General features: G+C 37.1%; 23 protein-coding genes. 7 read left to right on the top strand and 16 right to left on the bottom strand.

The genetic code is table 11. The annotated features are described in order from the left end of the window. Positions 1–19: 19 nt before the first annotated feature. The 8 genes from NSS71_RS17070 to NSS71_RS17105 all read right to left on the bottom strand — a co-directional run bounded on the left by NSS71_RS17070 (position 20) and on the right by NSS71_RS17105 (position 8,586). A complete protein-coding gene (locus NSS71_RS17070) occupies positions 20–1,171 on the bottom strand; it encodes a glycosyltransferase family 4 protein (protein ID WP_095320474.1) in 1,152 nt (383 codons plus the stop codon). A gap of 38 nt (positions 1,172–1,209) precedes the next feature. Next, entirely contained in the window at positions 1,210–2,343 is a 1,134-nt protein-coding gene (locus tag NSS71_RS17075) for a glycosyltransferase (RefSeq protein WP_341151858.1), read from the bottom strand. Continuing rightward, a complete protein-coding gene (locus tag NSS71_RS17080) occupies positions 2,324–3,754 on the bottom strand; it encodes a hypothetical protein (protein WP_341151859.1) in 1,431 nt (476 codons plus the stop codon). Before NSS71_RS17080 ends, NSS71_RS17075 begins: the two co-directional genes overlap by 20 nt. A gap of 16 nt (positions 3,755–3,770) precedes the next feature. Further along, on the bottom strand, positions 3,771–4,922 hold the full coding sequence (locus tag NSS71_RS17085; protein ID WP_095320471.1) for a glycosyltransferase family 4 protein: 1,152 nt from the start codon (positions 4,920–4,922) through the stop codon (positions 3,771–3,773). Positions 4,923–4,927: 5 nt separating this feature from the next. Then, positions 4,928–5,860 carry a glycosyltransferase family 2 protein gene (locus NSS71_RS17090; RefSeq protein ID WP_095322792.1) on the bottom strand — a complete coding sequence of 311 codons (933 nt, stop codon included), beginning with the start codon at positions 5,858–5,860 and terminating at the stop codon, positions 4,928–4,930. 16 nt (positions 5,861–5,876) lie between these two features. Next, positions 5,877–6,500 (bottom strand): sugar transferase, encoded by a 624-nt coding sequence (locus NSS71_RS17095; protein ID WP_268876241.1) that lies wholly within the window; start codon positions 6,498–6,500, stop codon positions 5,877–5,879. Between the two features lie 579 nt (positions 6,501–7,079). Next, positions 7,080–7,778 carry a CpsD/CapB family tyrosine-protein kinase gene (locus NSS71_RS17100; protein ID WP_047942589.1) on the bottom strand — a complete coding sequence of 233 codons (699 nt, stop codon included), beginning with the start codon at positions 7,776–7,778 and terminating at the stop codon, positions 7,080–7,082. Continuing rightward, positions 7,750–8,586 carry a YveK family protein gene (locus tag NSS71_RS17105; RefSeq protein WP_082138343.1) on the bottom strand — a complete coding sequence of 279 codons (837 nt, stop codon included), beginning with the start codon at positions 8,584–8,586 and terminating at the stop codon, positions 7,750–7,752. The genes NSS71_RS17100 and NSS71_RS17105 overlap by 29 nt, the downstream gene beginning before the upstream one ends. A gap of 425 nt (positions 8,587–9,011) precedes the next feature. Between NSS71_RS17105 and NSS71_RS17110 the strand changes: the two genes are divergently transcribed. From NSS71_RS17110 to NSS71_RS17120, 3 genes are all read left to right on the top strand, one after another. Further along, positions 9,012–11,741 carry an N-acetylmuramoyl-L-alanine amidase gene (locus NSS71_RS17110; protein ID WP_341151861.1) on the top strand — a complete coding sequence of 910 codons (2,730 nt, stop codon included), beginning with the start codon at positions 9,012–9,014 and terminating at the stop codon, positions 11,739–11,741. Between the two features lie 139 nt (positions 11,742–11,880). Beyond that, positions 11,881–12,993, top strand: coding sequence for a mechanosensitive ion channel family protein (locus tag NSS71_RS17115; RefSeq protein WP_341151862.1), 1,113 nt, complete (start codon positions 11,881–11,883; stop codon positions 12,991–12,993). Between the two features lie 144 nt (positions 12,994–13,137). Beyond that, positions 13,138–13,323 carry a hypothetical protein gene (locus tag NSS71_RS17120; protein WP_047942592.1) on the top strand — a complete coding sequence of 62 codons (186 nt, stop codon included), beginning with the start codon at positions 13,138–13,140 and terminating at the stop codon, positions 13,321–13,323. 610 nt (positions 13,324–13,933) lie between these two features. Here the strand turns inward: NSS71_RS17120 and NSS71_RS17125 are convergent. The 3 genes from NSS71_RS17125 to NSS71_RS17135 all read right to left on the bottom strand — a co-directional run bounded on the left by NSS71_RS17125 (position 13,934) and on the right by NSS71_RS17135 (position 15,481). Beyond that, a complete protein-coding gene (locus tag NSS71_RS17125) occupies positions 13,934–14,503 on the bottom strand; it encodes a DUF6434 domain-containing protein (RefSeq protein WP_341151863.1) in 570 nt (189 codons plus the stop codon). Between the two features lie 128 nt (positions 14,504–14,631). Continuing rightward, positions 14,632–15,054 carry an HIT family protein gene (locus NSS71_RS17130; protein ID WP_341151864.1) on the bottom strand — a complete coding sequence of 141 codons (423 nt, stop codon included), beginning with the start codon at positions 15,052–15,054 and terminating at the stop codon, positions 14,632–14,634. A 10-nt stretch (positions 15,055–15,064) separates the two neighbouring features. Then, on the bottom strand, positions 15,065–15,481 hold the full coding sequence (locus NSS71_RS17135; RefSeq protein WP_156485437.1) for a DUF4304 domain-containing protein: 417 nt from the start codon (positions 15,479–15,481) through the stop codon (positions 15,065–15,067). A 153-nt stretch (positions 15,482–15,634) separates the two neighbouring features. On the opposite strand from NSS71_RS17135, the gene NSS71_RS17140 reads away from it, so the two are divergent. The 3 genes from NSS71_RS17140 (at position 15,635) to NSS71_RS17150 (ending at position 18,382) form a co-directional block, all read left to right on the top strand. Beyond that, positions 15,635–16,798, top strand: coding sequence for an MFS transporter (locus NSS71_RS17140; RefSeq protein WP_341151865.1), 1,164 nt, complete (start codon positions 15,635–15,637; stop codon positions 16,796–16,798). Positions 16,799–16,818: 20 nt separating this feature from the next. Further along, positions 16,819–17,679 carry a MerR family transcriptional regulator gene (locus NSS71_RS17145; protein WP_061799543.1) on the top strand — a complete coding sequence of 287 codons (861 nt, stop codon included), beginning with the start codon at positions 16,819–16,821 and terminating at the stop codon, positions 17,677–17,679. 298 nt (positions 17,680–17,977) lie between these two features. Continuing rightward, positions 17,978–18,382, top strand: a complete 405-nt coding sequence (locus NSS71_RS17150) for a VOC family protein (protein ID WP_061799545.1) — start codon at positions 17,978–17,980, stop codon at positions 18,380–18,382. A gap of 146 nt (positions 18,383–18,528) precedes the next feature. On the opposite strand, the gene NSS71_RS17155 is transcribed toward NSS71_RS17150, so the two are convergent. The 4 genes from NSS71_RS17155 to NSS71_RS17170 form a co-directional block, all read right to left on the bottom strand. Then, complete coding sequence (locus NSS71_RS17155) at positions 18,529–19,032, bottom strand: MarR family winged helix-turn-helix transcriptional regulator (RefSeq protein WP_047942600.1); 504 nt, start codon at positions 19,030–19,032, stop codon at positions 18,529–18,531. A gap of 77 nt (positions 19,033–19,109) precedes the next feature. Next, on the bottom strand, positions 19,110–20,951 hold the full coding sequence (locus NSS71_RS17160) for an ABC transporter ATP-binding protein (protein ID WP_445668937.1): 1,842 nt from the start codon (positions 20,949–20,951) through the stop codon (positions 19,110–19,112). After that, positions 20,944–22,701: an ABC transporter ATP-binding protein gene (locus tag NSS71_RS17165; protein ID WP_341151866.1), complete on the bottom strand. Its 1,758-nt coding sequence runs from the start codon at positions 22,699–22,701 to the stop codon at positions 20,944–20,946. Before NSS71_RS17165 ends, NSS71_RS17160 begins: the two co-directional genes overlap by 8 nt. Before the next feature lie 154 nt (positions 22,702–22,855). After that, positions 22,856–23,413: a thioredoxin family protein gene (locus NSS71_RS17170; protein WP_061799550.1), complete on the bottom strand. Its 558-nt coding sequence runs from the start codon at positions 23,411–23,413 to the stop codon at positions 22,856–22,858. Positions 23,414–23,578: 165 nt separating this feature from the next. Between NSS71_RS17170 and NSS71_RS17175 the strand changes: the two genes are divergently transcribed. Continuing rightward, a complete protein-coding gene (locus NSS71_RS17175) occupies positions 23,579–24,643 on the top strand; it encodes a hypothetical protein (RefSeq protein ID WP_341151867.1) in 1,065 nt (354 codons plus the stop codon). Between the two features lie 255 nt (positions 24,644–24,898). On the opposite strand, the gene NSS71_RS17180 is transcribed toward NSS71_RS17175, so the two are convergent. After that, positions 24,899–25,849, bottom strand: coding sequence for a nuclease-related domain-containing protein (locus NSS71_RS17180; RefSeq protein ID WP_341151868.1), 951 nt, complete (start codon positions 25,847–25,849; stop codon positions 24,899–24,901). Positions 25,850–26,005 lie beyond the last annotated feature (156 nt).

Consider the following 26,005-nt stretch of genomic DNA (forward strand, 5'->3'; position numbering starts at 1 on the left):
TCATCTCGCCATCCTTCCTTTATCCCTCTAGGTTGTCTAAGAGCTTCACTCTACTCGACCATAAACAATTGCTATTAACCCACTTATATCCATTTATCCCCATTTCCTTTATTAGCTGCTTATCTTGCTGTAACACCTGAATCGTGTTTACTACCTCTTGAACGTCTGTAGAATTTACTAGGTAGCCAGTCATTCCATTGACTACTGCATCTGGCACTCCTCCATTGTTACCTCCTATAACTGGCAATTTATGCATACCCGCTTCTAAAAAGACGATACCGTAGCCTTCTACATCCCCTTGCTCTTGCAATTCCCTATTCAACATAATAAATAAATCAGCCGCCTCATATAATGCTTCCAATTCGTTCTGATCTATGGCCCCTGTAAAAATTACAAACTTCTCTAATTGTAATTTCTTTGTCTGCACTTCTAACTTTTCACGTTCTGGCCCCTTGCCACAAATAATATATCTAATATTCTGATTATCTTGTACAAGCTCCTTTAATGCTTCTAGTACTTTATCATGGCCTTTACGCTCTACTAGTCGGCCAACTGTTAACAAAACAAATTTATCCTGAAGTTGATACTTGGTTATTACTGCTTCTTTATGTAACTTTTTAGAATCAAGATTGGCATGGATTCCTGGATGAATGACCATTAATTTACTTTCATCGATACCTGATTGGATCAGCACATTTTTCGTATAATTGCTATTACAAATTATTTTCGTAGCATGCTTTAAACTATAGTGTAATAATTTATACTTTAATGGGTTGGTCCTGGATTCAAGGAAATCAAGGCCATGGATATATGGATAAAACTTTACCTTTAACCATTTCTTAGCAAATGGACCAACCAATCCAATCGGCATTATATTTCCGAAATGGAGTTCCTGTATATGATGGTTTCTTTTAATGGACCAAATAGAGAAAAATAAAACAAATAGCTGTACAATTTGTTTGACCATGGACACCTTGTTAGAGATTCCGATTCGATATGTTTGAAAGGACTGTTTGCTATCGAATTCTTTATAAACATCCTCTCCTAATCTATTAGAAGTCAAAACAACTGTTTTCATAGGATCAAGATGAGAAACAAGCCCATATACATAGTTTTGAATTCCACCCTTTTCTGGTGGAAAGTCTACAGATATAAATAATCTATTGGTCATTAATAACCCTACCTTAATACTAGATTTTAAGTTTATTTTTACATAACCTTTTCAAAGGCGCTCACTAATCGAGCAGCAATCCCTTTATTTCCATATTTGGCTATAGAGAATTCTCTAATATCTAATGAATTACTTGTTTTCTGAGCTAGTTTTAATATCTCATTAGTAAGTTGTTCTATATTTCCTTCTTCAAATACATTTTCCATCCCTAAGTTATTTAGCACGATAGGAATCTCCCCACTAGAACTTCCAATAGATGGTACCCCGCATGCAGCGGCCTCAATTAAAACCCTGCCAAACTGCTCTCGCCAGTTAGGCATTGTAATAGAAGGCAGAACATGAACATCCATCCCATTAAACCATTTAGGCATTTCGGAATGAACAGCCTTATCTATAAAAACAACCCTTTCTTTCACACCTATTTCTATTGCTAATTTTTTCAAGTCATCTATTAAAGGTCCTCTTCCAACAATTAATAAGTACAAATTACTTATTTCTTTATAAATGGAACTATATGCCTTGATTAATAGATCAATACCTTTTTCCTTTACAAGACGGCCAGCAAACCCTATTACATAAGCGTTAGATGGAATATTTGCTTCTTTTCTCGCCTCTTCTCTTAAATCTGCTGAAACATGAAAGTGGTCTTCATCTACTCCTAAAGGAACTTGGCAAATTTGATTTTTAAATCCTTTTTCTCTTAATACTGATGTAACATCTTCACTAATGCTTACTGCGAGAGAGGAGTTTTTATAAACATACCTTTCCATCTTTCGAAATAAGAAAGGATAGTCTTTTTTTATATTTTGTGCCGAATAAAACCCAATTGCTTTGGTGTATTTTAATGCGCTTTTTAAAATTTGAAAACAACTAATCGAATAAGGTTCTTCCGCAACATAGACAAAATCTGGCTTATTATTTTGAAAGAATTGTTTTAAACTTTTTTTATAGAAATGGAGTGGAATACTTTTATTAAAATATATCGGAATTTGTAGAATTCTCCCACTAAATGCCGGCCATCTTTTAACTGAAATTGGCTTATCAGTAAGTCCTGGAGCAATAAAATTACTAGGAACTATTAAATCAACTTTATGTCCCATTTTCTCCATTTCCGCATATATTTGCTGGTTGATATCTGTAACGCAAGCATGACTAATGACTACTAAATGCATAAACTTCACCTCGATAACTACTATATTGTTTATGAATCCACCCTACTAACAGCCATGTTATTATTGAGGTTGTATAGAACCCTCCATTTACCCAATTTCCAATTCCTCCTGCTAAAATTCCTAACACCATGATGTATTCTATTTTCCTTTGCATACTTATTAGTTTGATAAGTTTATACATTGTCATAATAACTACTAAAATGTATATAACTCCTCCAATACCTAATGCTACTATCATATTAGAAAGGTCCATTTCTGTTGACATAGCATCCGTTCCCCCTGATTTATCTGCAGCTTTTGTTACAGATGCAATGCCGTGCCCAATGGGATTGGTGGCGATTGTTTTCATTCCTTCAACAATCCTTTCAATGTGACCTAAACCAGTTTGTTCTTCTGATAACGGGTCAACCAAGCCTTCTATCATATGTTGCACTGCTGGTTCAGCAACCCCAAACCATGATGGATTTAAACGAGGTAAAAGGGACCAAATAGAGAATAGAACCATAATTGATATTGATCCTGCTACAATTTTTTGAAGCAGTGTTTTCTTAGATACAATCAAAATCATTAATAAAGCTATAGCCATAAAAAAAATAACTGTTCTAGAACTGGCAAAAAAAATGGAGAGCAGAGTTATAAGAACTACTGGTAAATGAATCAAACATTTTTTCTTGAAAACCAACTTTGTAAATCCAATCATAAAAGTAATCATTGTAAAATATACAAATTCCTGCGCACTCGGAAATGTACCAATTGCTCTTACTGTTTCTGGAGCTAGATACAAAGCAGCATACCCCGTCAAATCCACCCACATTTGTTCAAATGGAAGAATCCCAAAGAACGTCTGGTAGATGCCATATAGTGCGATCATTGTACCGATCACTTCTACAATATTTAAAACCCTCCCGATATCCTTTTGCGTAATTTTGTAGAATGCGATGAAATACCATAGCCAAGGAACAATTATGTATATCGCGGCTACGAAACCTGATATCGGACTCCCGGAGTAAGGATTAAACATTTGTACACAACCGAAAATAAAAAGAGTAACCATTAATTTATCCGGCTTCTCTTCTCCTAGGCTCTGCTGACTTTTCAATTCCCAAAATAAAGAAAGAGCTAAAATAATCGTTATGCTTGGTCCAAGTATTAGTAAAGGATCAAATGAGCTCCAGCTTGCAATGGGAATCAACGCCCTTCTAATTAAGCCCATGCAAGCTAAGTAAACAACTAAAAAGAAAATGATTCGTTCTCTAACGATTGCTAACATGGCTAATGTAAAGATAAAGAGACTAGCAAATATAAGTACTCTTACATTTCCAGGACTTATTGAAAGTCTGCCAATAACAAGTAGAGCTAAGAATACAATCCCTAACTCCATTAATCTTCTTCTATAAAGAAAAGTAGTCAATATTCAGCCCTCACTTTTAAGACACATCAATTAAACTCTCATATTGCTTTTGAAATAACTTATAGGTCTCATCCCAAGTTATACTTAGCGATCGTTGTCTAACTTGGAATGACATCTTGTCTCTTAATTCTGGATTTAATGCTAATTTCTCCATTGCTTCTAAAACTGATTCCTTATTTCTTTCAACGGTATACCCTGTAATATTATCTTCGGCAATTATATTGGCAATACCAACAGAAGTCATAATGACTGGTAAACCGCATGCCCCTGCTTCCAATGATGCAATGCTAAACGTTTCATATAAGCTAGGGAGAACATATATATCTGACAATCTATATAAATCGGCTGGATTCTCTTTGAAGCCGTGAAAAATAACATGATCGGTTACCTCCTTAGAAAAACCTTTCAATATTGCCGATTTGTCCCCTTTTCCTACTACTAATACTTTTGCTTTTAGTTCTGCATTCCTCGATAATAATTCTTGAAAAGCCTCTAATAGAATTATTAGACCTTTCCTTGACCAATCCCCACCAACAAAAACGAATACTAAAGCCTCTGTAGGAATTCCTAGTTTTTTCTTATAATGCTTTTTCTCTTCAATAGATGCTGGTCTAAAAGCTGAAACATCAACCCCATTATAAATAATACTTATATCATCTTCTTTATAAAGAAAATGCTTTAAAACTTCTTTTTTAACATGTTCAGAAACGACTACTAGATGCGGAATACGGTCTGGCTGATAACAAACCCCTTCCATCCATAAAGCAAAATTGCCGTGTAACCAAGAATTTATTTTATGAGCAAATGATTTTGTATGTTTGAGACGATCATTTAGTCCAAGACTTCTATAGGCCCGATGGCAAAAGTGGATAGTAGACATATCCACTCGGTTAAAAACTATGGCACCCGTAGTATGAACAAAATCGTATTTTTTAAAAAACAAAACAAAACTTGCCATAATCGCAAAAAGTACACTTTTAAGAAAAACAGGTCTCTGTGGAACTGGAATTTTTAAAAATTTAACTTCGCGAAATGCCCCACTTAATTCAGAAGCAATAACAGTAATCTCATATTCCTTACTTAGTCGTTTAATCATCTCTGAAAGATGAATTTCCATTCCACCTCTATTGTTTATGTTATGGGCAACAATCGCTAGTTTCTTTTTCATCTAGCTTAACTCCTTACTATGGTTTTTAATTTTTTTTGAAATCCTAATCGAGTATGAATATTTACGGAGAATTTTTGGAAGTTGGATTTTGGATTTTTCTTAAAAAGTCGAATAAGTTGTAATATTCCCGGCCTGTCAGATGTTCCAATCATTATAGACCATCCTATATATAATAATTTTCGGATCGGATTTGACATATATTCAGATAAGATCAAAGTCTCATTAAATACCCCTTGTAAATACGCTTCCTTATTAAACCTTCCTCTCTGATCGAGATCAAATCGCGGAGCTGGATAATGATCCACTGCTGCATCCGGGTCATATACCAGCCTCCATCCGCGCTTTCTTACACTTAAACTAAATGCCATATCATTATGTACTTGTGCTCCCTGCCCTAATAATCTTTCATCAAAAGTTAATCCAGCAATGGCCTTTCGACGATAGCTCATGTTTGCTCCTTTTAATACATCTACATCACGAGCTTCTCCATATCCTAAATGGTGATTGCCAATGACACGACCAAACCATTGTACTTTTCCAACAGGATCTTTCCTTCCTTCTTCTTTATAGTTGCCGTGAACTACCCAGTCACGCCCGCCGACTCCGCCAATTTGGTCGGAGCTCTTAAATATGTCGATTATCTTTTGAAGCCAATGAGTATGCGGCACTGTATCATCATCTAATATACAAATGAATTCTCCTGCTGCCTGCTGCAGCCCTTCGTTTAATGCGGCAACTTGACCTGGTCGAGTTACGATTGCTTGTTTAATAGAAATAATAGATTGATAGTCTTTTAGAAAGCTTGCAGTTTGGTCATCTGTATCACGAACTATAACTATTACTTCATCCGGTTTATAAAGTTGTCTGCTTAATCCCTCCAAACACCTTTTTAAATCATCTGTCCGCTTATAGGTCGGAATAATTACCGACGTTTCCATACCTTCATCCCTCCACTCAAAAGGCGTCCTTTGATCCAAATAGGACAAAAAATGTTTTAATGATTAACTTAAAATCAATAAATAGGTTTCTTTCTCTTATATATTTAAGATCAAGCTCTACCCATTCACTAAAACTAAGATTGCTTCTTCCACCAACTTGCCAATAGCAGGTGATGCCTGGAACTATCTTTAATCTTTGTCTTTCATATGATGAATAGGCAGCTACTTCTTGTGGAAGGGAAGGCCTTGGTCCTACTAAACTCATTTCTCCTTTTATAACATTTATTAATTGTGGAAGTTCATCGATACTAGTCTTGCGGATAAATTTTCCGACTCTTGTTACTCTTGGATCGTCCTTTATTTTAAACACAGGACCCGTTGCCTCATTTTTATCCATTAACGAGGCTTTAAGGTCTTCTGCATTGGATACCATAGAACGGAACTTATACATCTCAAAGGGTTTACCATCTTTTCCAATTCTCGTCTGTTTAAAAAAGACTGATCCCCGTTTGTCCTCGAGCTTTATTAATAATCCAATAATGAAGAATAATACCGAAAGTATAAGCAGCCCTATGATGGCACAGAGAATGTCGAAAACTCTTTTGAAAAGAAGATAAGCTTTCTGCTCTTTGATCAGCAATTCTTCTGTCCTTGCATTTAATTCTCTTACTAATGTTTTTTCTCCTAACGACAACTACTTTCACCAGCTTTCTTGTTAACTGCTAATTAATATGTTCGAGTTACAATAAATATTATTTATCTAGTAACAATGATAATAATATTTATTTCTCTTTTAAAAAAACTTAACGAAGAAAACGAACTGGTTTCCTTCGTTAAATTTTTTTAAAATGAGGCATTTAACCTCTCCTCACATCACACTTTTGCAGACTAGCGCTAAGGTAGAGCCTTCATTCTACCCACAGCATGACCGAGTGCCTCTATTGATATTGGTTAAGAGACATCACCAAAAAATTCATTTCAAAAAACAACTTATTCTTAATAAAGAACGACTCATTAAAAATATATAGCCTGATAAAGGCCTGTATTCTAAAAGAACATAAAAAAATACAATATTTATATTTAAACTAATTTGTTCTTTTTGAAGAACGATTAACTAATCGTCATTATAGCAATGTATCCACTAGAAGGAAATAGCATTTTTTGTCGAATAACGTTTATTTTAAAAAAAATACGTAAGTTAGCAGGTTTCGATTCAGCTCTAGTTTATTCTCACTTTTTTGCGCTGCCTTTTACTCACACGCTCATCATTAAGCACTGCACCTAAAAAAATCGCTTTGGAATTCGAAAGCATATCTCGTGTAAATTCAACTGTTTCTATATTGTTTTTATTGCTGCGTACTACCATTAATACCCCGTCTGATATATTCGATAGTAATAAAGAATCAGCGACAGATACTAGTGATGGCGTATCAAATATAACCATATCGTACTGATGGGATACGTTACTTACTAACATCTCCATTGCAGGTGAACCGAGTAGTTCTGATGGATTAGGAGGTACAGGTCCACTAGTTAGCAGGTCAAGATGGTCAATAGGTGTTTCTATTACACATTCTTCTAGCCTGTCCCTGTTTACTAGTATAGTGCTTAAACCAAATTCATTATTTTCTTCAAATGATGTGTGTAATGTTGGATGACGAAAATTGGAGTCAACAAGAAGAACTCTTTTTCCTACCTCTGCAAAAGCTATTGCTAAATTAGCAGAAAAGGTAGATTTTCCTTCTGATTCTTCTCCAGATACAATTGCTAAGGTTTTAATCTGATTTTCATTAATAGCTAACTGAATGCTAGCACGTATTGCATGGTATTGTTCTCTAATTGGCGATTTGGGTTTTAGATGGGATAATAGATTACTTACCCTTTCTAATTTAGATTTCCGTTTCGGTAGTGGTGACATTTAACGATCTCCTTTCAGCTTTTAAGGATTCCATAAGTGATTGAGGGATTCTGTCTTTTTCAGAAATAGCAGATAGCGTTCCTACTACTTTTATATTTAATTTTTCTAAATCTGATTTTGATCTTACGGTCGTATCTAAAAAGGCAAATAATAAGACTAATCCCACTCCCATAATGGCTCCTAAAGCAACCGCGATTCCTATATTAACAGTTATACTAGGGCTGATCGGCTTTTCATTTACTATTGCTTCATTCATTATTTGCACATTATTAACCTTCATTAAGGATGGCAGTTTTTCTAAAAAAGTAGTAATAGTAGTATTGGTAATTTTTGCAGCTCGTTCTGGATTAGTGTCTGTAGTTGTTACATTTAAAACTTGTGTAGAATCTTGTTTAGCAACTTGGATTTGACTACTTAATTGCTCTGCCGTTATTGGTAATTGGAGCTTTTCAACCACATCATTTAAGATGACTGGATTTCTGATAATGACAATATATGTATCGATTAAATCCATATTGGATCTTACATCCAGTTCACTGACATCAACGACTTTTTCAATATTCTTATTAACCAAAAGCTGTGAGCTGCTTTGATAGAGCGGCGTTATTTTATAATTAGTATATAAGCCGCTTACAATGCCAGCTCCAATGGATACTATCATGATAAGTAACATTCTTTTTTTCAAAATAGCTAAAATCTCTTTAACCGACTTTATTCCTTCCAATTGCTTACCTCCTAATATCGTACTTAATATAAGTTCATCCTTCGTTTTATCGTTCTCTATAAAGAACTTATGTCTATTATACATCTTTTCTATTTCCTTGCGATAGGAATTTTTAACGATTTTTTTATTTTTTCACTTTCTTAATAATATCTTGTCAATACTCCCTCCAAATGTAAATGCTCACTATTTTTTCTGTATTTGATTTCATTTTATAGTTATAATTGGAATTTACTAGAGACAGTGATAATTATCCGTTTATTTTAAAGTTTTTCAAATTTTAACTTCCCAGAATGGAAAAATGAAGAGATTAGTCAGCTATATTGTTGACTATCGTTAAAACAGCAAAAAAGATACCCCTATTATACTAGTTCTTATATCCTATAAACATCATCAATTGGTAACATATACCAAGATAATAGGATAAAAATAGTGCTTTGGACCACCGAAATTATGATAGAATAGTAGTGTTATACAGATTTCTCTGTAAAAAAATAAGAAGGGTTTTGGTGATGAGGAAAAGAGTATTTTTGTTAGTTGCTGTATTGGTATTTAGTTTGGTGTTTCCTTCTAACTTAAGTATCGGACATGCTATGGAAAAGGCTGATACGAATGAGTTGGATATTAGCTCTAGCTATTATTTTATTTACTATAATGGCGAAAAGCAGGAAATCAACCTGAATGAGGAAGTTGTTTTACACTTAAATGGCTGGACAAATGAAAAGCAAGAAGCTGTTGAAGGTTATCTAACTGACTCATTAGGTGATCACGAAGTATTTTCAATGAATGTCGGAGAAGATCGAGAGCAGCTCCCGCTTTCTGAGGAAGAAAGTATACTTTATCGAATCGTTCCATCTGATTCTTACAAAATAGAACAGGTCGAACCGGTTACTTTCACAGATCAGGTTACTGTCATAGCACAAAATGATAACGGTACATCGATTGAAGAAGTAAAAACCTTGGATGAATATGGGACGGTTGTTCACAATCAAGGATTAACTTATTATTCTATAGACGAGAATCAACAAAAAGCATTGATTACGAAGGAAGAATATGATGCATTAAATTTTGTAACAGACCCCTCTTCTTCTGAAAAAGTAGAAGAACCTTCCACTCCTAGTGAGGAAGTTCCGGAAGAAACACAGGATGATGAAATTGTACAGCCAGAGAATAATCAGGATGCTTCCCTCGAAAATGAGGAAACTTCTAAAAGCACAACTACAGAAGAAAGTCCTTCTGTAATGCCGAAAGCAAAAGCCTCTCGTGCAATGATACAATCTGCTGTATTAAATCCTTCTATTAATTATGCAAGCTTTGTTGATGGAAAATGGCAATCTCCTGTTAAAGACGGGATATTATCTGGAACTAGCGGGCAATCGAAACAATTAGAAGCAATGAAAATTTACCTTGCCAATGCAAATTACGCTGGCAGCGTTACCTACAAAACCCATGTACAAGGCTATGGCTGGATGACAAGCAAGACCGATGGAGCAGAAAGTGGTGCGCCTGGTGAAGGAAAGCGTATGGAAGCAGTCCAAATAGCTTTAACTGGGGATATGGCAAAGCACTATGACATCTATTATCGGCTTCATGTTCAAACATTTGGCTGGCTAGGCTGGGCAAAGAATGGTGCATCTGCTGGTACGGAAGGGCTTTCCAAACGAGTAGAAGCAATGGAAATCAAACTAGTAGCAAAAGGTGCGCAGGCGCCTGGCTCAACTGATAACTCCTTTATTACAAAACCATCTGTTACATATGCAACACATGTTCAGACAATCGGCTGGCAGGATGCGGTTGCGGATGGAGAAATGAGCGGAACTTCTGGACAGTCCAATCGACTAGAAGGAATTAAAATTGATTTAAAGAATAAACCATACAGTGGAAGTATCGAGTATTCCACACATGTTCAAAGTATCGGCTGGCAAAACGCTGTGTCGAATGGCGCACTTTCTGGTACGTCAGGACAGAGTAAACGTCTCGAAGGTATTCGCATTAATTTAACAGGCGATATGGCCAAACATTATGACGTCTATTACCGTGTTCATGCACAAACTTACGGCTGGCTTGGCTGGGCGAAGAACGGTGCATCTGCTGGTACAGAAGGTCTTGCGAAGCGTTTAGAAGGAATTGAAATTGTCCTTGTAAATAAAGGTGCACAGGCGCCTGGTTCGACAAGTACTTCCTTTGTGAAAAAGCCTTCTGTGTCCTATAGTACCCATGTACAAGGCAAAGGCTGGATTTCTTCTGTGAAAGACGGTGCTTCAAGCGGTACCACTGGACAAGCAAAACGTTTAGAAGCTATTAAGATCGAATTAAACAATGCTTCTTTCCAAGGAGATATTGTTTATTCCACACATATCCAAGGTACAGGCTGGGTAACAAATTCTTCTAATGGAGAAATTTCCGGTACTGTTGGAAAGAGCAAACGATTGGAAGCAATCAAAATCAGTTTAACTAGTGATATGGAGAAATATTTCGATGTTTACTACCGTGTCCATGCACAAAACTATGGCTGGCTTGGCTGGGCGAAAAATGGAATGAAGGCTGGATCGGAAGGATTATCGAAACGATTAGAGTCTATCGAAATTAAAATTGTTCCTAAAGGAACTGGCTCCGCTGTTAGTGCAGCTAGTGCATTTAAACAAGCGAAAGCCGTTTTCCTAGATCCTGGCCATGGCGGATCAGACCCTGGGGCAGTAGCAGGCGGTTATACCGAAGCGAACTTAAACTTAGCAGTAGCTAAGAAGGTAGAGAAGCTGCTGAAAAGCCGTGGCTATATCGTCTATATGTCCCGTACAAATGACACGTATGTTTCCTTACTAGATCGTTCGAAAAAAGCAAATGCTTTAAATCCAGATATCTTTGTGAGTATTCATCATAACTCAACAGGCACTGGTTCAACTACGGTATCTGGAATGGAATCTATTTTCTATAAATACAACCCAGCTTACCCTTCTCAAATCAATAGCAAAAACCACAATGATCCAAACCGGATTATGAAAAGTACCTTGCTGGCTGATTTGCTACAGAAGAATATGGTTGGTGCAACAGGTGCCAATAACCGTGGTATCTACGGTGAAACACTTGCAGTTTTACGTGAAACGGCTGTACCTGCTACGTTACTAGAGTTAGGATTTATCAATAATCCAACGGAACGTCAAAAGCTTGTATCAAGCAGCTATCAGGATAAAACAGCAAAAGCCATCGCCGATGGAATTGAAGAGTATTTTAAAAGATTTTAGTAATAGTTAAAAAGGATTAGCATGATCGCTGATCCTTTTTTCTATATTAAGGAATTCATATTACAATTTATTTACTGTTCCCTTCGTATTCTTTGGTTCCTCCCCTCCTATGCTATAATGTTCCTCGAGGTGATTTTAGATGAGTGATTTTCATTGGTCCCAAATGGAGCGATTTATCGCTGCCTTTCAACGTTTTAACTGGATTGATTTAGGTATCGCCTTGTTAATCTTTCTTGTCTTTTTAGGATTTCGAAAGCTTTTTACCGCCTATATATACAAGTTAGTATTAGCAATGGTAAAGAAACTGCCGGTAGATATTGTTTCAAAAATATTGCTAGCATTTGAAAAACCGCTACGATGGTTCTGGGTGATTCTCGGTACATACTTGGCACTTACTTATTTGCCATTCCCGATTACTACCTTTAACTTTGTAAAGCTGCTATATAAGTCGTTTATTATTGGATTGATCGGCTGGGGAATCTTTAATTATTTTTCCGATCAGTCGAATCCGTTCGAACGAATGATTTCTCGAACCAAATTAGATTCAGATAGTATGCTGATTCCTTTCTTAGGAAGAGTATTCCGTATGCTTGTCGTCATTTTTACGGCTGTCAGCATTCTAGATGTTTGGGAAATTCAAATTGGTGCCTTTGTTGCCGGTCTCGGAGTTGCAGGTCTTGCCTTCTCCTTAGCTGCACAGGACACGGTCGCCAACTTCTTCGGCGGTGTCGTGATTATCACGGAAAAACCATTTTCAAAAGGTGACTGGATTCAAACGCCTTCTGTAGAAGGAACCGTTGAGGATATTTCCTTCCGCAGTACGCAAATTCGCACATTCGCTGATACGATTGTAACCGTGCCAAACTCCAAACTTTCCAATGAAGCTATTACAAACTGGTCGAAGATGTCAAAACGACGAATAGACTATGAACTAGCCATTTCCTATCGTACGCCAAATGAAAAGCTAAAAACAGCTTTAAAAGAAATAGACGAAATGCTGCGTGCACATCCAGGTGTACATCCCGATGCGATAATGGTTCGTTTTACCGATTTCCGTGATTATTCATTAGGTATCTTTGTCTACTTTTTCACGAAGACAACTATTTGGGCTGAATACCTAGCAGTGAAAGAAGACACAAATTTACAAATACTTAGTATCTTAGAGAAACACGGAATTGAAATTGCCTTGCCTAGTCAGCAGATTTACTTGCCAGAGAAAGAGGATGGGAAAAAATTGATGACTGGGGAATAAATGTTGAAGGACAGCTTTAAGTGTATTTTGCACTTAGGGTTGTCTTTTTTATGAGGAGTATAAATGGAAGAACTTATCAAGCACAAAAACAACATAATTCCTCTTGCTTTTACAAATAATACCTTCTAACTAGGGGGTGTCACAATGATGTGGAATAGCGCTAAAAAAATCATCTGGCTGTTATTTGCGAGCACGATTTTATCCAGTCTATTTAGTGCGGCAATGATTGTCATAAGCATGAAAATGTATAAGGATATATTATTTTTAAGAAGAAGATTAAGTAATACAGGTGACAATGGGATTAGATTTCAAAAGTATCGACAGCCCTAATCTTAAAATCCCTTTTACTTTTTAGAGGACACACCGTAAAAAACGTCTAGAAAAGCATAGCCACCTTTTCAGACGTTTAATGGTGAATCAATGGATTTCGTTATTCAACATCCCGCAAACGAAAAAGACCCTAAAAACATTAAAATATAGGCTAATAAACCTCCGCCTATAAAAAACACTATCACTGGTTTATAATGAAACAACAAATAGACGGCGATAATTCCGACTGGCATGACCATCGTTTGGAAAGGGCGTCAAAGGAAAGAATATGGCGTGTTTGACATATTGAACTAGCGAAAAATCATAATGGTCATATACAGGGAAAATATATTATATAATAAGACCACACAAAACCAAAACAGGAAGGATAAAAATATCATACTAATAAATCCATAACCAGGATTCACTAATAGCAGATATCGTGGTACAAGACCGAAATGCTAATAGGATCGATAAGAAAACAGGAACAGGGCGTAAAAAAGGCAGAAGACTAGTTCCGTTGACTGGAAATAGGCAAGCAAATGGCATGTGATGAACGAGTCAAACAATGGTTCTTTATACCTGTCAAAAATCAAACCACACCACTGTAGAAATGTTAAGATGTGCTTGGCTAATTATTAGACGTATATTTATTGCTTCCAGGAAGTTTTTTGATATTGTTCCAAGCTTCAATTGCTTCCTCACGACTCTTCTCTTGATTATTAATGTCAGCAAAAAAATCACGAATAAATTGATTGTATTCGAATTGAGGAGCGATTATTTTCTTGTATGATGGGTCCTTCTTTCGTTCTTCTTCTTTATACCAAGCATCTACTGCATCCCGATATGTTTTTCCAATGTTATTTTTAAAATAATTTTGGATATACGTAGAAAAATGAAAATTAGGAATAACTGTCTTGAAGAAGGCTCTTACATTTTGACTACAACGATGATTTTCCGAAATGATTGTATCAAGACTTAAATCGCCCGGTATCTCTGACTTACTATTTAACTTTGACTTTCTAATCGGCTTCTTTATCTCTCCTGTTCGAAGTAATGTTTCAATTCTATCGGAAATCTCTATTTTTGATCCCGATGCACTTATTCCATTTTCCCTGCAAAAAGATTGTAATTCCTCTTTTAACCAATAAAAATCTTTAAAACTATCTATACTAATATCTTTTGTAAGATTTGGTCTCATATTTTACACCTCCCTATTCATATTATAGAACATTTGTTCTAATTAATCAAAGTTAATCAGAAACAAAAGTAACAAGATTTACCAAAATCCATAAGGAAAAAGGATTCTTTCTTACCAAGCATCGATTTTTACAATTTATTTATAATTCCCACCATCTTTTCTTGTGTTTCCTTTAACCGTTCTGTTATTCCTATATTGGCTGATTCATCATCAGAATAAAAAGTTGAAAATGACTGATTTTCATACCTTGGCACAATATGCATATGATAATGGGTAAGTTCGTTAAAGACGCCCCCATTTTGGCATATCGTTATTCCATCTGGATGATATAGTTCTTTTATAACTTTTGAAAGGAGGATGGATGCCTCCATTATTGACTTGGACGTTGATTCATCCAGTTCCTCTACCTCATAAAAATGCTTCTTTGGCAAGATTAATGTATGCCCTTCATTAAATGGACGATGATCCAAAAAACAACAAACATAATTGTCCTCATATACAACGTAAACTGGTTCGTTTTTATTCGCTAATTTACAGCCTATACAATCCATAACCGTTCTCCTATTCTATCTTTCTATGTAATAACTGCTTTACTTCTGAAGCAACTTGTTCATAATCTTTTTCATCTATGGCATTTTCGAAATGAAACCATTGTTTGCTAGCATCATTTAAGTCTTCATTCAGCCGATATCGTTCATTTACATCATGTGCCGTTACCTTTTTTGGTGAGATATGTTCTCCCCAGCTCGTTGTTATTCCCTCTGCCGGACAAAATGCTAATTCCACAACAAATGATCCACCATAACGATTAAATTGGAACGTAATTAAATCAATATGATTCTCCTTTTGTCTTCTAAAATGTGGAAATGCCCCCTTAAAACCATGCTCTCTTAAATAGGAAACGACAGTAATCTTTAAAGCTTTAATCATAGCTAGACGATTATTTGTACTTATGATGAACACCTCCCAATTTTTCACACTCCTACTCTTAGGTTAATCATTTGGATATTCTCTGTAAATAGTGTAAAAATTATTATTACTCTGACGAAAAATTACAGACCCCATTGACTCTACCCTTAGAGGAGAGTTTACACTTAATCTTTGTAGATACTTCTTAAGGAGACGAACATTATGCTTAGACAGAATATTACTCTTTCTATCTTACTTATAAATTTATTCATTGCCTTTCTCGGTATTGGTCTGGTTATTCCTGTAACTCCAACGATTATGAATGAGCTTCATCTTTCTGGAGCGATTGTTGGTTACATGGTGGCAGCTTTTGCGATTGCCCAGCTTGTTGTTTCTCCTATAGCTGGTCGCTGGGCCGATCAATTTGGAAGAAAGCGCATGATTGTCATTGGACTACTTATCTTTGGTGCGTCTGAATTATTATTTGGAATCGGTAAAACTGTCAGCATCCTTTTTCTTTCTCGTGTGCTTGGCGGGATTAGTGCGGCGTTTATTATGCCTGCTGTTACGGCTTTTATTGCCGATATTACTACAATGGAAGCTAGACCGAAAGCACTTGGCTATATGTCTGCTGCTATTTCCACTGGATTTATCATTGGCCCAGGAATTGGCGGATTTTTAGCAGAAATTGGGACGCGTATGCCTTTTTATTTTGCCGGAATCTTAGGCTTTACAGCTGCGATTCTTTCCTTTTTCGCCTTAAGGGAGCCTGAGCGACGGACAGAGGAAAATCAAGCAATTGCAGAAAAGGTGGGCTGGCAGCGAATTTTCGTGCCTATCTATTTTATTTCTTTTCTTATTATCTTTATTTCATCCTTTGGTTTATCTTCCTTTGAATCACTATTTTCACTTTTCGTCGATCATAAGTTTGGATTTACGCCAAAGGATATTGCAATTATCATTACAGGTGGGGCGACAGTTGGAGTCATTGCGCAAGTAGCCTTATTTGAAAAATTGACAAAGTGGATGGGCGAAATTCTGTTAATTCGATATAGCCTGCTTTTTTCCACTATACTAGTCTTGCTTTTAACAATTGTGCATTCTTACTCTCTCATTCTCCTTGTTACGATTATTGTTTTCGTTGGCTTTGATTTAATGCGGCCAGCCGTGACGACCTATCTTTCCAGAATCGCGGGAGACGAACAAGGCTTTGTCAGCGGGATGAATTCCATGTTCACAAGCATTGGTAATGTATTTGGCCCGATTATTGGAGGAATATTATTCGATATTGATTTAAATTATCCTTTCTACTTCGCAGCTGTCTTTTTAGCGATCGGTATCGCCTTGACTCTTATTTGGAGACAAAAATCGTTAGCTAAATCTTAGAATGGATGGAGTTGATTAAGATGGAAGAGAAACTTTACTCCATTGGAGAAGTCGCTAAAGTGGCGAATATTACCATTAAAGCACTTCGCCATTATGATAAAATCGGCTTATTTAAACCTGCTTATGTCGATCCCAAAACGAATTATCGCTATTATCGGGATACACAATTATATCGGCTTGATATTATTAAATTGCTTATTTCAATCGGCACACCTCTTGGGCAGATTAAAGAAATCCAAGAAACAGATAACTTGGATTTCGTCGCTTTCTTGAAAAAACAAGAAGAGCTGATATCCGAAAAAATCGCTTCCTTACTGGAGACACAACAGTCTATTCGAGAGCTCCGCGAAGAATTGCAAAGACAAGAATATCCGTTTGGAGAAATCGTCCTAATGGAAAAGGAAGATCAAGCCATTATCCAAACAAGCGTTAAAAATATTGGGCCACAGAACATTCTTAATCCTTCCTATAGCAACCTAAAAAAAGCAACAAAGGAAGAATTTCGCAACAATGGCTATGGCTCCATTATTCCATTCAAACAATATGAAAAAGTGGAAGAGATTACTTATAGCTATCTTTATACACCAGTCCCTTTACGAAAACAGCTATCCAGCCTTTCCAATGAAGCAGAGCGAGCAGTTATTCCGAAGGGGACATATGTATGTATCAAATTAAAATCCAACATATTTACAGAGTACTTTCAAACCTTGCAAAAGCTCCTTCACTATGTACAGGAACAAAACTTAACCGTGACCAGTGACATTTACGAAACATTCTCGGTGGGGCTTTATCATAAGAAAGAAGAGTATATTAGCGAGTTTAGTGTGCGGGTCGCTGAGTGTGGAAGCAGGGGAATAATGGATGATAAAATGAAAGGGTAGAAGTAAAGCGTTTGGGTAGAACTTTGCCGATATTAGGCGAAAGTATATTCTTGTCAATAACCATAAGGAGATACTCAAATAATTTGCCTCATTTCTGCGATTGTTCCTAAGGCTTAATTTTGATGCATAGTCTCACATTTAAAGAATAACGATAACATTTCGTAAACCATGATCTGATCTCATTTTGGACAACCTTAAGTCTTACGTGACTGTTTTGTTCATAAGGAGGAATTGTTCCGCAATTGCAGAATAATGTATCTGAAGGGTTTATAATTCCCCTATCGAGAAGAGAGAAGAGATGCGTGAAACTTATTTAGAAACTGGATTAGAAGGAATTGCCTATTGTTGTCTTCCAGTGGCTGATATTTTTCAGACTGCGGAATGGTATGTGAAACATTTTGGTTTTGAAGTGAAGTTTCCTCGGGAAGATCGGTTAAGTCTATGGAATAACGGGAGACCTATTCTTGACTTATTGAAGAAAGACACTGATACAACTGCTACATTTACCCTTAACGGTAAACCTCATTGGATTATCACCTTTAGAACAAAGAATATCCATGCACTATACAATAAGCTTAAAGCCGAGGGCGTTTCTGTAAGACCTTCTATTACGGATGAGGGGGAATGGGGCAAATTCTTCACGTTCAAAGACCCTGACGGAAATTTTTTTGATGTATGGGAGCACCCGGATTGTCCTATGTAGAGATTTAGGATCAGCGAAAAGAAAGATGTATTTTACTAAAGAAGTTTATGTATTTTGAAAATGACGCTAGAAAAGTCAATGTCTAAATAAACAAAATAGGCTGCATAAATCCAACATAAAAAAGTCAGGTCCCAGACCCGACTTTTTTATGTGCATTTCTTTTCCTTTGGCAAAAATAATACTTCGAAATCTTCTAAATCATCGATACCGTCTGCTTCCATTTTCTTACCGACAGCGGCTACTAATAATCTCATTCCTTCTTCGACTTTTGCTTGCTCACTTGGCTGCAAATTGTCTAAGACGGCTCCCATTATTTGTTGAATGGGCTTTGGGGATTTTTCTTCGATTTTCTTTAGCATTCTTTCTGTTAGCATAATCTGAACGGATCGTTTGTCTTTCGGATTCGGTTTCTTAATCAGAATGCCCTTTTCTGTCAGTCGTTCTACAATATCCGAAACGGTACTTTGTGTGATGCGCAGATTTTGGGTAAGCTCCTTCACACTTATTTTTTTATGAAGGAAAACTTCTAGGATGACACGCGCTTGAGGAGCAGTTAGTCCATGCTCCTCTGCGTGCCTTTGGAGGCTCTTCATAATAAATCGATTCAAGAAATCAATCGATTCCCAAATGTATGTCGGCCTATCTAACATTTTTTACCTCCTTTCTATAAGAAGCTGGAAGAAAAACTCGCAACATTCTAGCGAGTTTTTCTATGAAAATCTTTTTATTACGATGCTTCTTCAAACTGGCTATTATAAAGCTCAGCGTAAAATCCATTTTTCGCGATTAGTTCTTTATGTGTTCCGGCTTCAATAATATCGCCGTCTTTCATGACAAGTATTAAATCGGCATTTTTAATTGTAGAAAGTCTATGGGCGATCACAAAGGAAGTTTTTCCTTCTGTCAGCTTATCCATTGCTGTTTGGATCAGTAATTCCGTACGGGTATCCACGGAGCTAGTCGCTTCATCTAGGATAAGTAATGGCGCCATTTTTACCATGGCACGTGCGATGGTGATAAGCTGTTTTTGACCTGCTGATAAACTTGTTTTGTCATCCAAGATAGTATCATAGCCGTTTGGCAATGTTTTGATAAAATGATGCAAGCCAACTGCTTTGCAGGCAGCTTCTACTTCTTCATCCGATACTCCTTCTCTTGAATAAACGATATTGTCGCGGATAGAACCTTCAAATATCCATGTATCTTGCAGCACCATACAGAAAAGATCATGCAGGGCCTCTCTTGTCATTTGGTTGGTTGGAATCCCGTCAATCGTTATCTCGCCGCCATTTATTTCATAGAAGCGCATGAGCAAATTAATTAATGTTGTTTTTCCAGCGCCAGTCGGGCCTACGATTGCGACCTTCTGACCAGCGGCTACTTGTACGGAAAAGTCTTCAATAATCGTTTTATCTTCGCTGTAGCCAAAACGGACATGCTTAAATTCCACATCGCCTTTGATATTTGCCAATTTTGCTGTTTTCTCCTCTTCTGCTGCTAGTTCTTCCTCGGACAAGAACTCAAAAACACGCCCACTTGCTGCTGCTGTGGACTGCAGATTTGTTGCTGCTTGGGCAATTTGTTGCAGCGGCTGTGTGAATAAGCGAATATACAGCATAAAGGCAACAATAACACCAAATGAAATATGGCCATTTACGGCAAGAGCCGCCCCGACAATACATACAACCACATAACCAAAGTTTCCAATAAACATCATTAACGGCATCATCAGCCCTGACATAAATTGCGATTTCCACGCACTCTCATATAGTCGTGTGTTGATAGCAAAAAAATCGTCCTTCGCCTGCTGTTCAGCATTGTAAGCTTTCACGACATTATGGCCAGAATAGATTTCTTCAATATGACCATTTAGTTTTCCAAGCTCTTGCTGCTGTTGAGCAAAGTATTTCTGTGATTTCGAAATAATAAAGAACATAAACGCAAAACCAATAAAGGTGGAAAGAATAGCTGCAATAGCCATAATCCAGTTTGTATAGAACATCATGATTAAGGAACCGACGAACATAGTAATAGCCGTAATTAAGCTGCTAATACTTTGGTTCATTGTCTGTCCAACCATATCGACATCATTGGTAACCCGGCTAAGGACATCACCAGTTTTTGTATTATCAAAATATTTTAAAGGCAGACGGTTAATTTTTACCGAAATGTCTCTTCTTAATTGTTTTGAAATTCTCTGGGTAACAGTTGCCATAATATAGCCTTGCACATAGTTAAAAATAAAGCCTAAACCATATAGGAAAACCAGCAGAATCGCTACATCATATACAGCGTCTAGATCAATTTCTCCCATCAGTCCTGCTGTAATATGATCCGTCATTTTGCTTAGCTGATCAGGACCGATAATGCTAAAGATTGCCGCTGTCATCGCAAGAATTAAAGCAAAGATGATAATCGGAAAATAAGCCTTACAGTAAATGACCAGCTGCTTTAAACTGGAAAAATTCATCCCTTTTGCACGCGGAGGAATCGATTTTGCTGGCTGGTTCCCCAACTCCTCCGTTTGGGTTGGATTTTTTGCTTCTTTTACCTCGTTTTTCTTAGCCAATTTCGAGTTCCTCCTTTGATAATTGTGATAAGGCAATTTCTTGATAAACATCGCAAGTTACCATCAACTCATCATGCGTACCCATTCCAACCACTTCGCCTTTATCTAATACCAGAATGCGGTCAGCATCCTTAATTGTTCCAATTCGCTGTGCCACAATAATATTAGTGGCATCATTGATCTCTTCTTTCAGTTTAGAGCGGAGGACACGATCTGTTTTATAGTCCAACGCGGAAAAAGAATCATCAAATAAATAGACTTCTGGATCTTTATAAATGGCACGTGCAATCGATAATCTTTGTTTCTGTCCACCAGAAAGATTGGTTCCACCTTGTGAAATCGCGGCCTCATATTGCTGATCCATTTTTTCAATAAAGTCTTTTCCTTGCGCAATTTCTACTGCTCGTTGGATTTTTGTCTGTTCCACTGAATCCTTATCTTCCTCTCCAAACGTAATGTTGGAAGACACAGAGCCACTGAACATAACTGCTTTTTGCGATACATATCCAATTTTGTCTCGTAATGCTTCTAGCTTATAATCCTTCACATTTAGACCATCTACCAAAATTTCGCCCTCGCTTGCTTCCATAAAGCGAGGTATCAAGTTCAACAGAGTACTTTTTCCGCTCCCAGTAGAACCAATAATCGCAACAGTCTCCCCTTTAGAAGCAGTAAAGCTAATATTTCGGAGAATATAATCACTCGCACCAGGGTATTTAAAGCTGACATCGCGAAATTCAATCTCTCCTACCTTGTCTCCATCTGTTTTCGAACCACTCTTAATTTTCACATCGGTATTCAGCACTTCGTTTATTCTCTTAATCGAAACTGCCGCACGAGGAAGAAGAACAAATGTAATGGAAACCATCATAAACGCCATAATAATTTGCATCGCATAGGAAGAAAAGACAACCATGTCTGAGAATATCGGCAAGCGGTCTGCCATTGCCGCATTATTGATTAACACTGCTCCAATCCAATAGATGGCCAGCGTCATCCCCGACATTATCAGGGAAATCGTCGGCATCATCAGAGCCATGATCCGAGAAGTGAATAGATTAGTGTCCGTTAATTCCTTATTTGCTTTCTCAAATTTTCTCTCATGATAATTTGCTGCATTATAAGCATGAACAACACGGATTCCGTTTAAATGCTCTCTTGTTACCATGTTAAGATTATCCGTTAACTTCTGGATAACTTTGAATTTTGGAAGAGCAACTAACACAATCGTAGCAATCAGCACTAATAGCACCGCAATCGCCACGCCTGTAGCAGCAGTCCATTCCCAGCTTTTCCCGGTAATTTTTAAAATTCCCCACACGGCAATGATCGGTGCCTTAATAACAATTTGTAAGCTTAATATAATCAGCATTTGAACTTGCATAATATCATTTGTCGAACGAGTTATTAAGCTAGCTGTTGAAAAACCAGACAGCTCTTCCATTGAAAAAGATAATGTCTTATCAAAAACCTTTTTACGGAGACGATTCGAAAAGCCCGCGGCTACTTTTGCGGCAAAGAAAACCGTGATAATCGAAGCAACCATACTTCCGATCGCACAAAGCATCATAAATCCGCCTTGAGCTAAAACGTCGCTTAACTCACTTCCCTCTGTCTGCACCAGCCTTGTAATTTCAGACATATAATCTGGCAGCTTTAAATCAAGCCATACTTGTAAAATAATAAAGACTAATGCACATGAAATGAACATCCAGTCCTTTTTTTGAAAGTTTTTAAAAATATTTATCATGAAACCATTCCTCCCCCTGCAGCCATACATCAATTCCACCAAATACATCGTATCCGATATATCGTATGCGATTATATTAATGATTTTAGAGTTCGATGTCAAACAAAAGCTTTTACCAATTAAAAAACAGCCCTCAAATTCAAGGGCTGTCTGCTTATTTAATAATCTCTTGGACTCTGCTCTTAAAGCTATTGTATACATATGTCCAAATAGCTGGCTCCGTGCGATATCTTTTTTGCAGGCTTTCGTAAAACTCTTTTTGTTTTTCCGCAAATGCTGGGTCCTCTTTTGCAGGAAGCTTAGCGCGTCCTTCATTAACTATTTCTTGGACTTCTGGTGCACGCGGTCCCCATTTGCCAATTAACTCGCCTTGTTCATTTAAAATAAGCACCATAGGAATTGCTCTGCCGCCGTTTGTTAAATGGCGATCAATTAAATCTGTATCTGCATCTCGCAATGCCACATGCATTGGCAGATCCGCCGCTTCCACTATTTTGCGAAGAACAGGATTAATCACCATCGCATCGCCACACCAATCTTCCGTAATCGTTAGGAAATGCAACTTATGCTTTTTTAATTCTTCTATAAAACTATCTTGCGGTAAAGAGAAGTTGTCATATACTTCATAGCTTTCCTCTTTTAATGTACTCATGTTTTCCATATATGTTTGAATCGTTGTGCCTTCTTCAAAATATTGCTGCTCTGTCTTCATTAGGTACACGCTCCTTTTTTATGTAGACCTTCTCTATTATTTTACTATGTCTATGTGTTTCATACTATTTTGACGATTTGGGATAAATTGCTTTTTTTGATAGATGAATGCATAAGGCTTTGTTACAATTATCTTAACACGATTTCTTAAGATTGGAGTTATGGCATGAAGAAATTTCTTTCAACACTTGGAATGGCTTTGATTGGAGGAGTATTTGGCGGGGCACTTATGCTCGCTCTTTTATCGCAAGAATGGAGTATAACTAATATTCTTATCAGCGTAGTTTGTTTCCTTGCTTTTTATATTATACATATTATTTTACATGAAGGGGGACATCTTATTTTTGGAAAATTGACTGGCTATTCGCTTGTTTCCTTTCGCGTTTTTTCCTGGATGGTTGTTGCCACCAAAGACGGTTTAAAGTTGAAAAAGCTGCATATGCCAGGTACATTAGGCCAATGTTTAATGGCTCCTCCCGAATATGTGAAAGGCAAGTATCCCTTTAAGTTGTATTTATGCGGCGGAGTTATCATAAATTTTCTCAGTAGTTTAGTGGTTGGCGGCATTGCTTGGATTATATATGGGAATGCTTTCCCTATCCCTGTCACTCTATTCGTACTCCTTGGCCTCTTCATTGGAGTAACCAATATTATTCCCTATGGTTTTAATGATGGGATGACGCTAAAAATGGCTTGGAGCAACGAAAAAAAGCAATGGCAGCTATTTAGTCAATTCTATATTAACGCCCAAACTTCCAATGGCGTTTCTTATCAAGAGCTGCCAGAAGAACTATTTGCACTGCCCGATGGCGATGATGGGAAGGATTATTTTTCCCAGTGGGGACTGTGCATGCAACAAGTTCGCGCAATGGACCGCCTCGATTTTGAAGAGGCAAAAAGAATTAATGACATACTGTGGGCAAGGAAAGACGAGTTAATCCCCCTTTTCCGGGTGGAGGTTGCCAAAGAGCGCTTGTTTTTGTTAACTGTACTGGATGGTGACAAGGAAGAAGTCCAATCTATTTATGAGAATAAAGAAGTTAAGCGTTTCTTAACAATCAAACAGATGAGCAATAAACGAATTGCAGCAGCGTATGAAATGTATGTAAATGGCGATCATGATAAAGCAGCTGCGCTTTGCGAAGAAGGCGCTCAGTTGGAGAAGCATAATCCGAATATGACGGATATTGTGCTGGAGAAGCGATTGATGAAGACTTTGTTGGCGGGATGAGTTTTGGTGGGGAGGGTTGGATGATTTTGGCTCGGGTTTGGCTGATATTTTCCCAGTTTGGCTGATTCCAACTCCACTTTGGCTGATATTTTCCCAGTTTGGCTGATTTCTCCTCCACTTTGGCTGATATTTTCCCAGTTTGGCTGATTTCTCCTCCACTTTGGCTGATTCCTCCCCCACTTTTCCCAATAATTAATGGATAATGAGCATAGTTTATTCTCTACTCATCATCCATTCGTATATTTATCCAATTGCTTATGGTTTTTGATACTTTCTTCCTCTATTTTCTCCTATACTTCGCAAATTCATTTTCACTAGCATTTTGGCAGCTGTTTCACGTGAGGATATATTGGCAAAGTTCCGGAATTCTTTATTGGTAATAGTGGCTTTTATTAATAAAAAATAATCGTTCACTGTTTGGTGATGGGCATGTTTATCATATGTGTTGCAGTGAGGGCAGAACCATTTGCGTTTTTGACGTATCATTGCAAATTTTTCACAGGATGGGCATTGTACGCCTGTGATGAGGTCGCTTTGTGGGATTCCATATTTCCTTAGTAGATCAATACTTTCAGGAGTGTTATTTTTCAGGAGATTTTTGGATACTTTGCGGAGGAGCTTCCCTTCTACCACAGTCACTTTATATTTTTGAGAGAGATTGTCCCATTTTTCTATAAAACTATGACTGTGAATGACTTTATCTCTGATGGCTGGACTTCCTTTTAATACAGTGGATGAACTGCTGAATATTATGATGAATTCGATGGGGATTGGCGGGAGATTGTGCAGTTGAAAGTACTTTTGCAATTGACGTTGATGCCTTTTGGCTTGGGAAATTGGATTAGAATAGCCTTCTACCTTTTCATCTACTTTGCGAATCATCTGATTAAAGTTAGTGTCAATCTCTACTTCTCCATAATAGTTTTTGCATTCAACAATAAGTGCAAATTTTTGCGTGAGGATGAGGTAGTCCATCTGAAAATATGTTTTTCCATCGTAAAGACGAAGATTATGAATGATGAGGCAATCTTTGTCTGGCAAAAATTGAAAGTAATACTTCATATCTTTCTCACCCCGATAGCCTGCTAATAACTTCCTTAAATCTTCCACTACATTTGGTCTCAGCCTATACGTTTCTTTTAATCTTTTGACCAGAATTTCCGTTGTTTTTAATCTATTACTCTTACAAATTTCGTTTATAAACAATTTACCACTTCCTTTCTCTATTTCATTTATTCTATTTGTTTGCTTGAAAATCCTTTTTGGTGGGGAGAGGGAAATTGGGTTGGCTGATATTTCTTCAGTTTGGCTGATTTCATCCTTACTTTGGCTGATATTTCTTCAGTTTGGCTGATTTCACCC

It is taken from the genome of Niallia sp. FSL W8-0951, from assembly GCF_038006525.1.
GTDB classification, from domain to species: Bacteria; Bacillota; Bacilli; order Bacillales; family Cytobacillaceae; genus Niallia; species Niallia circulans.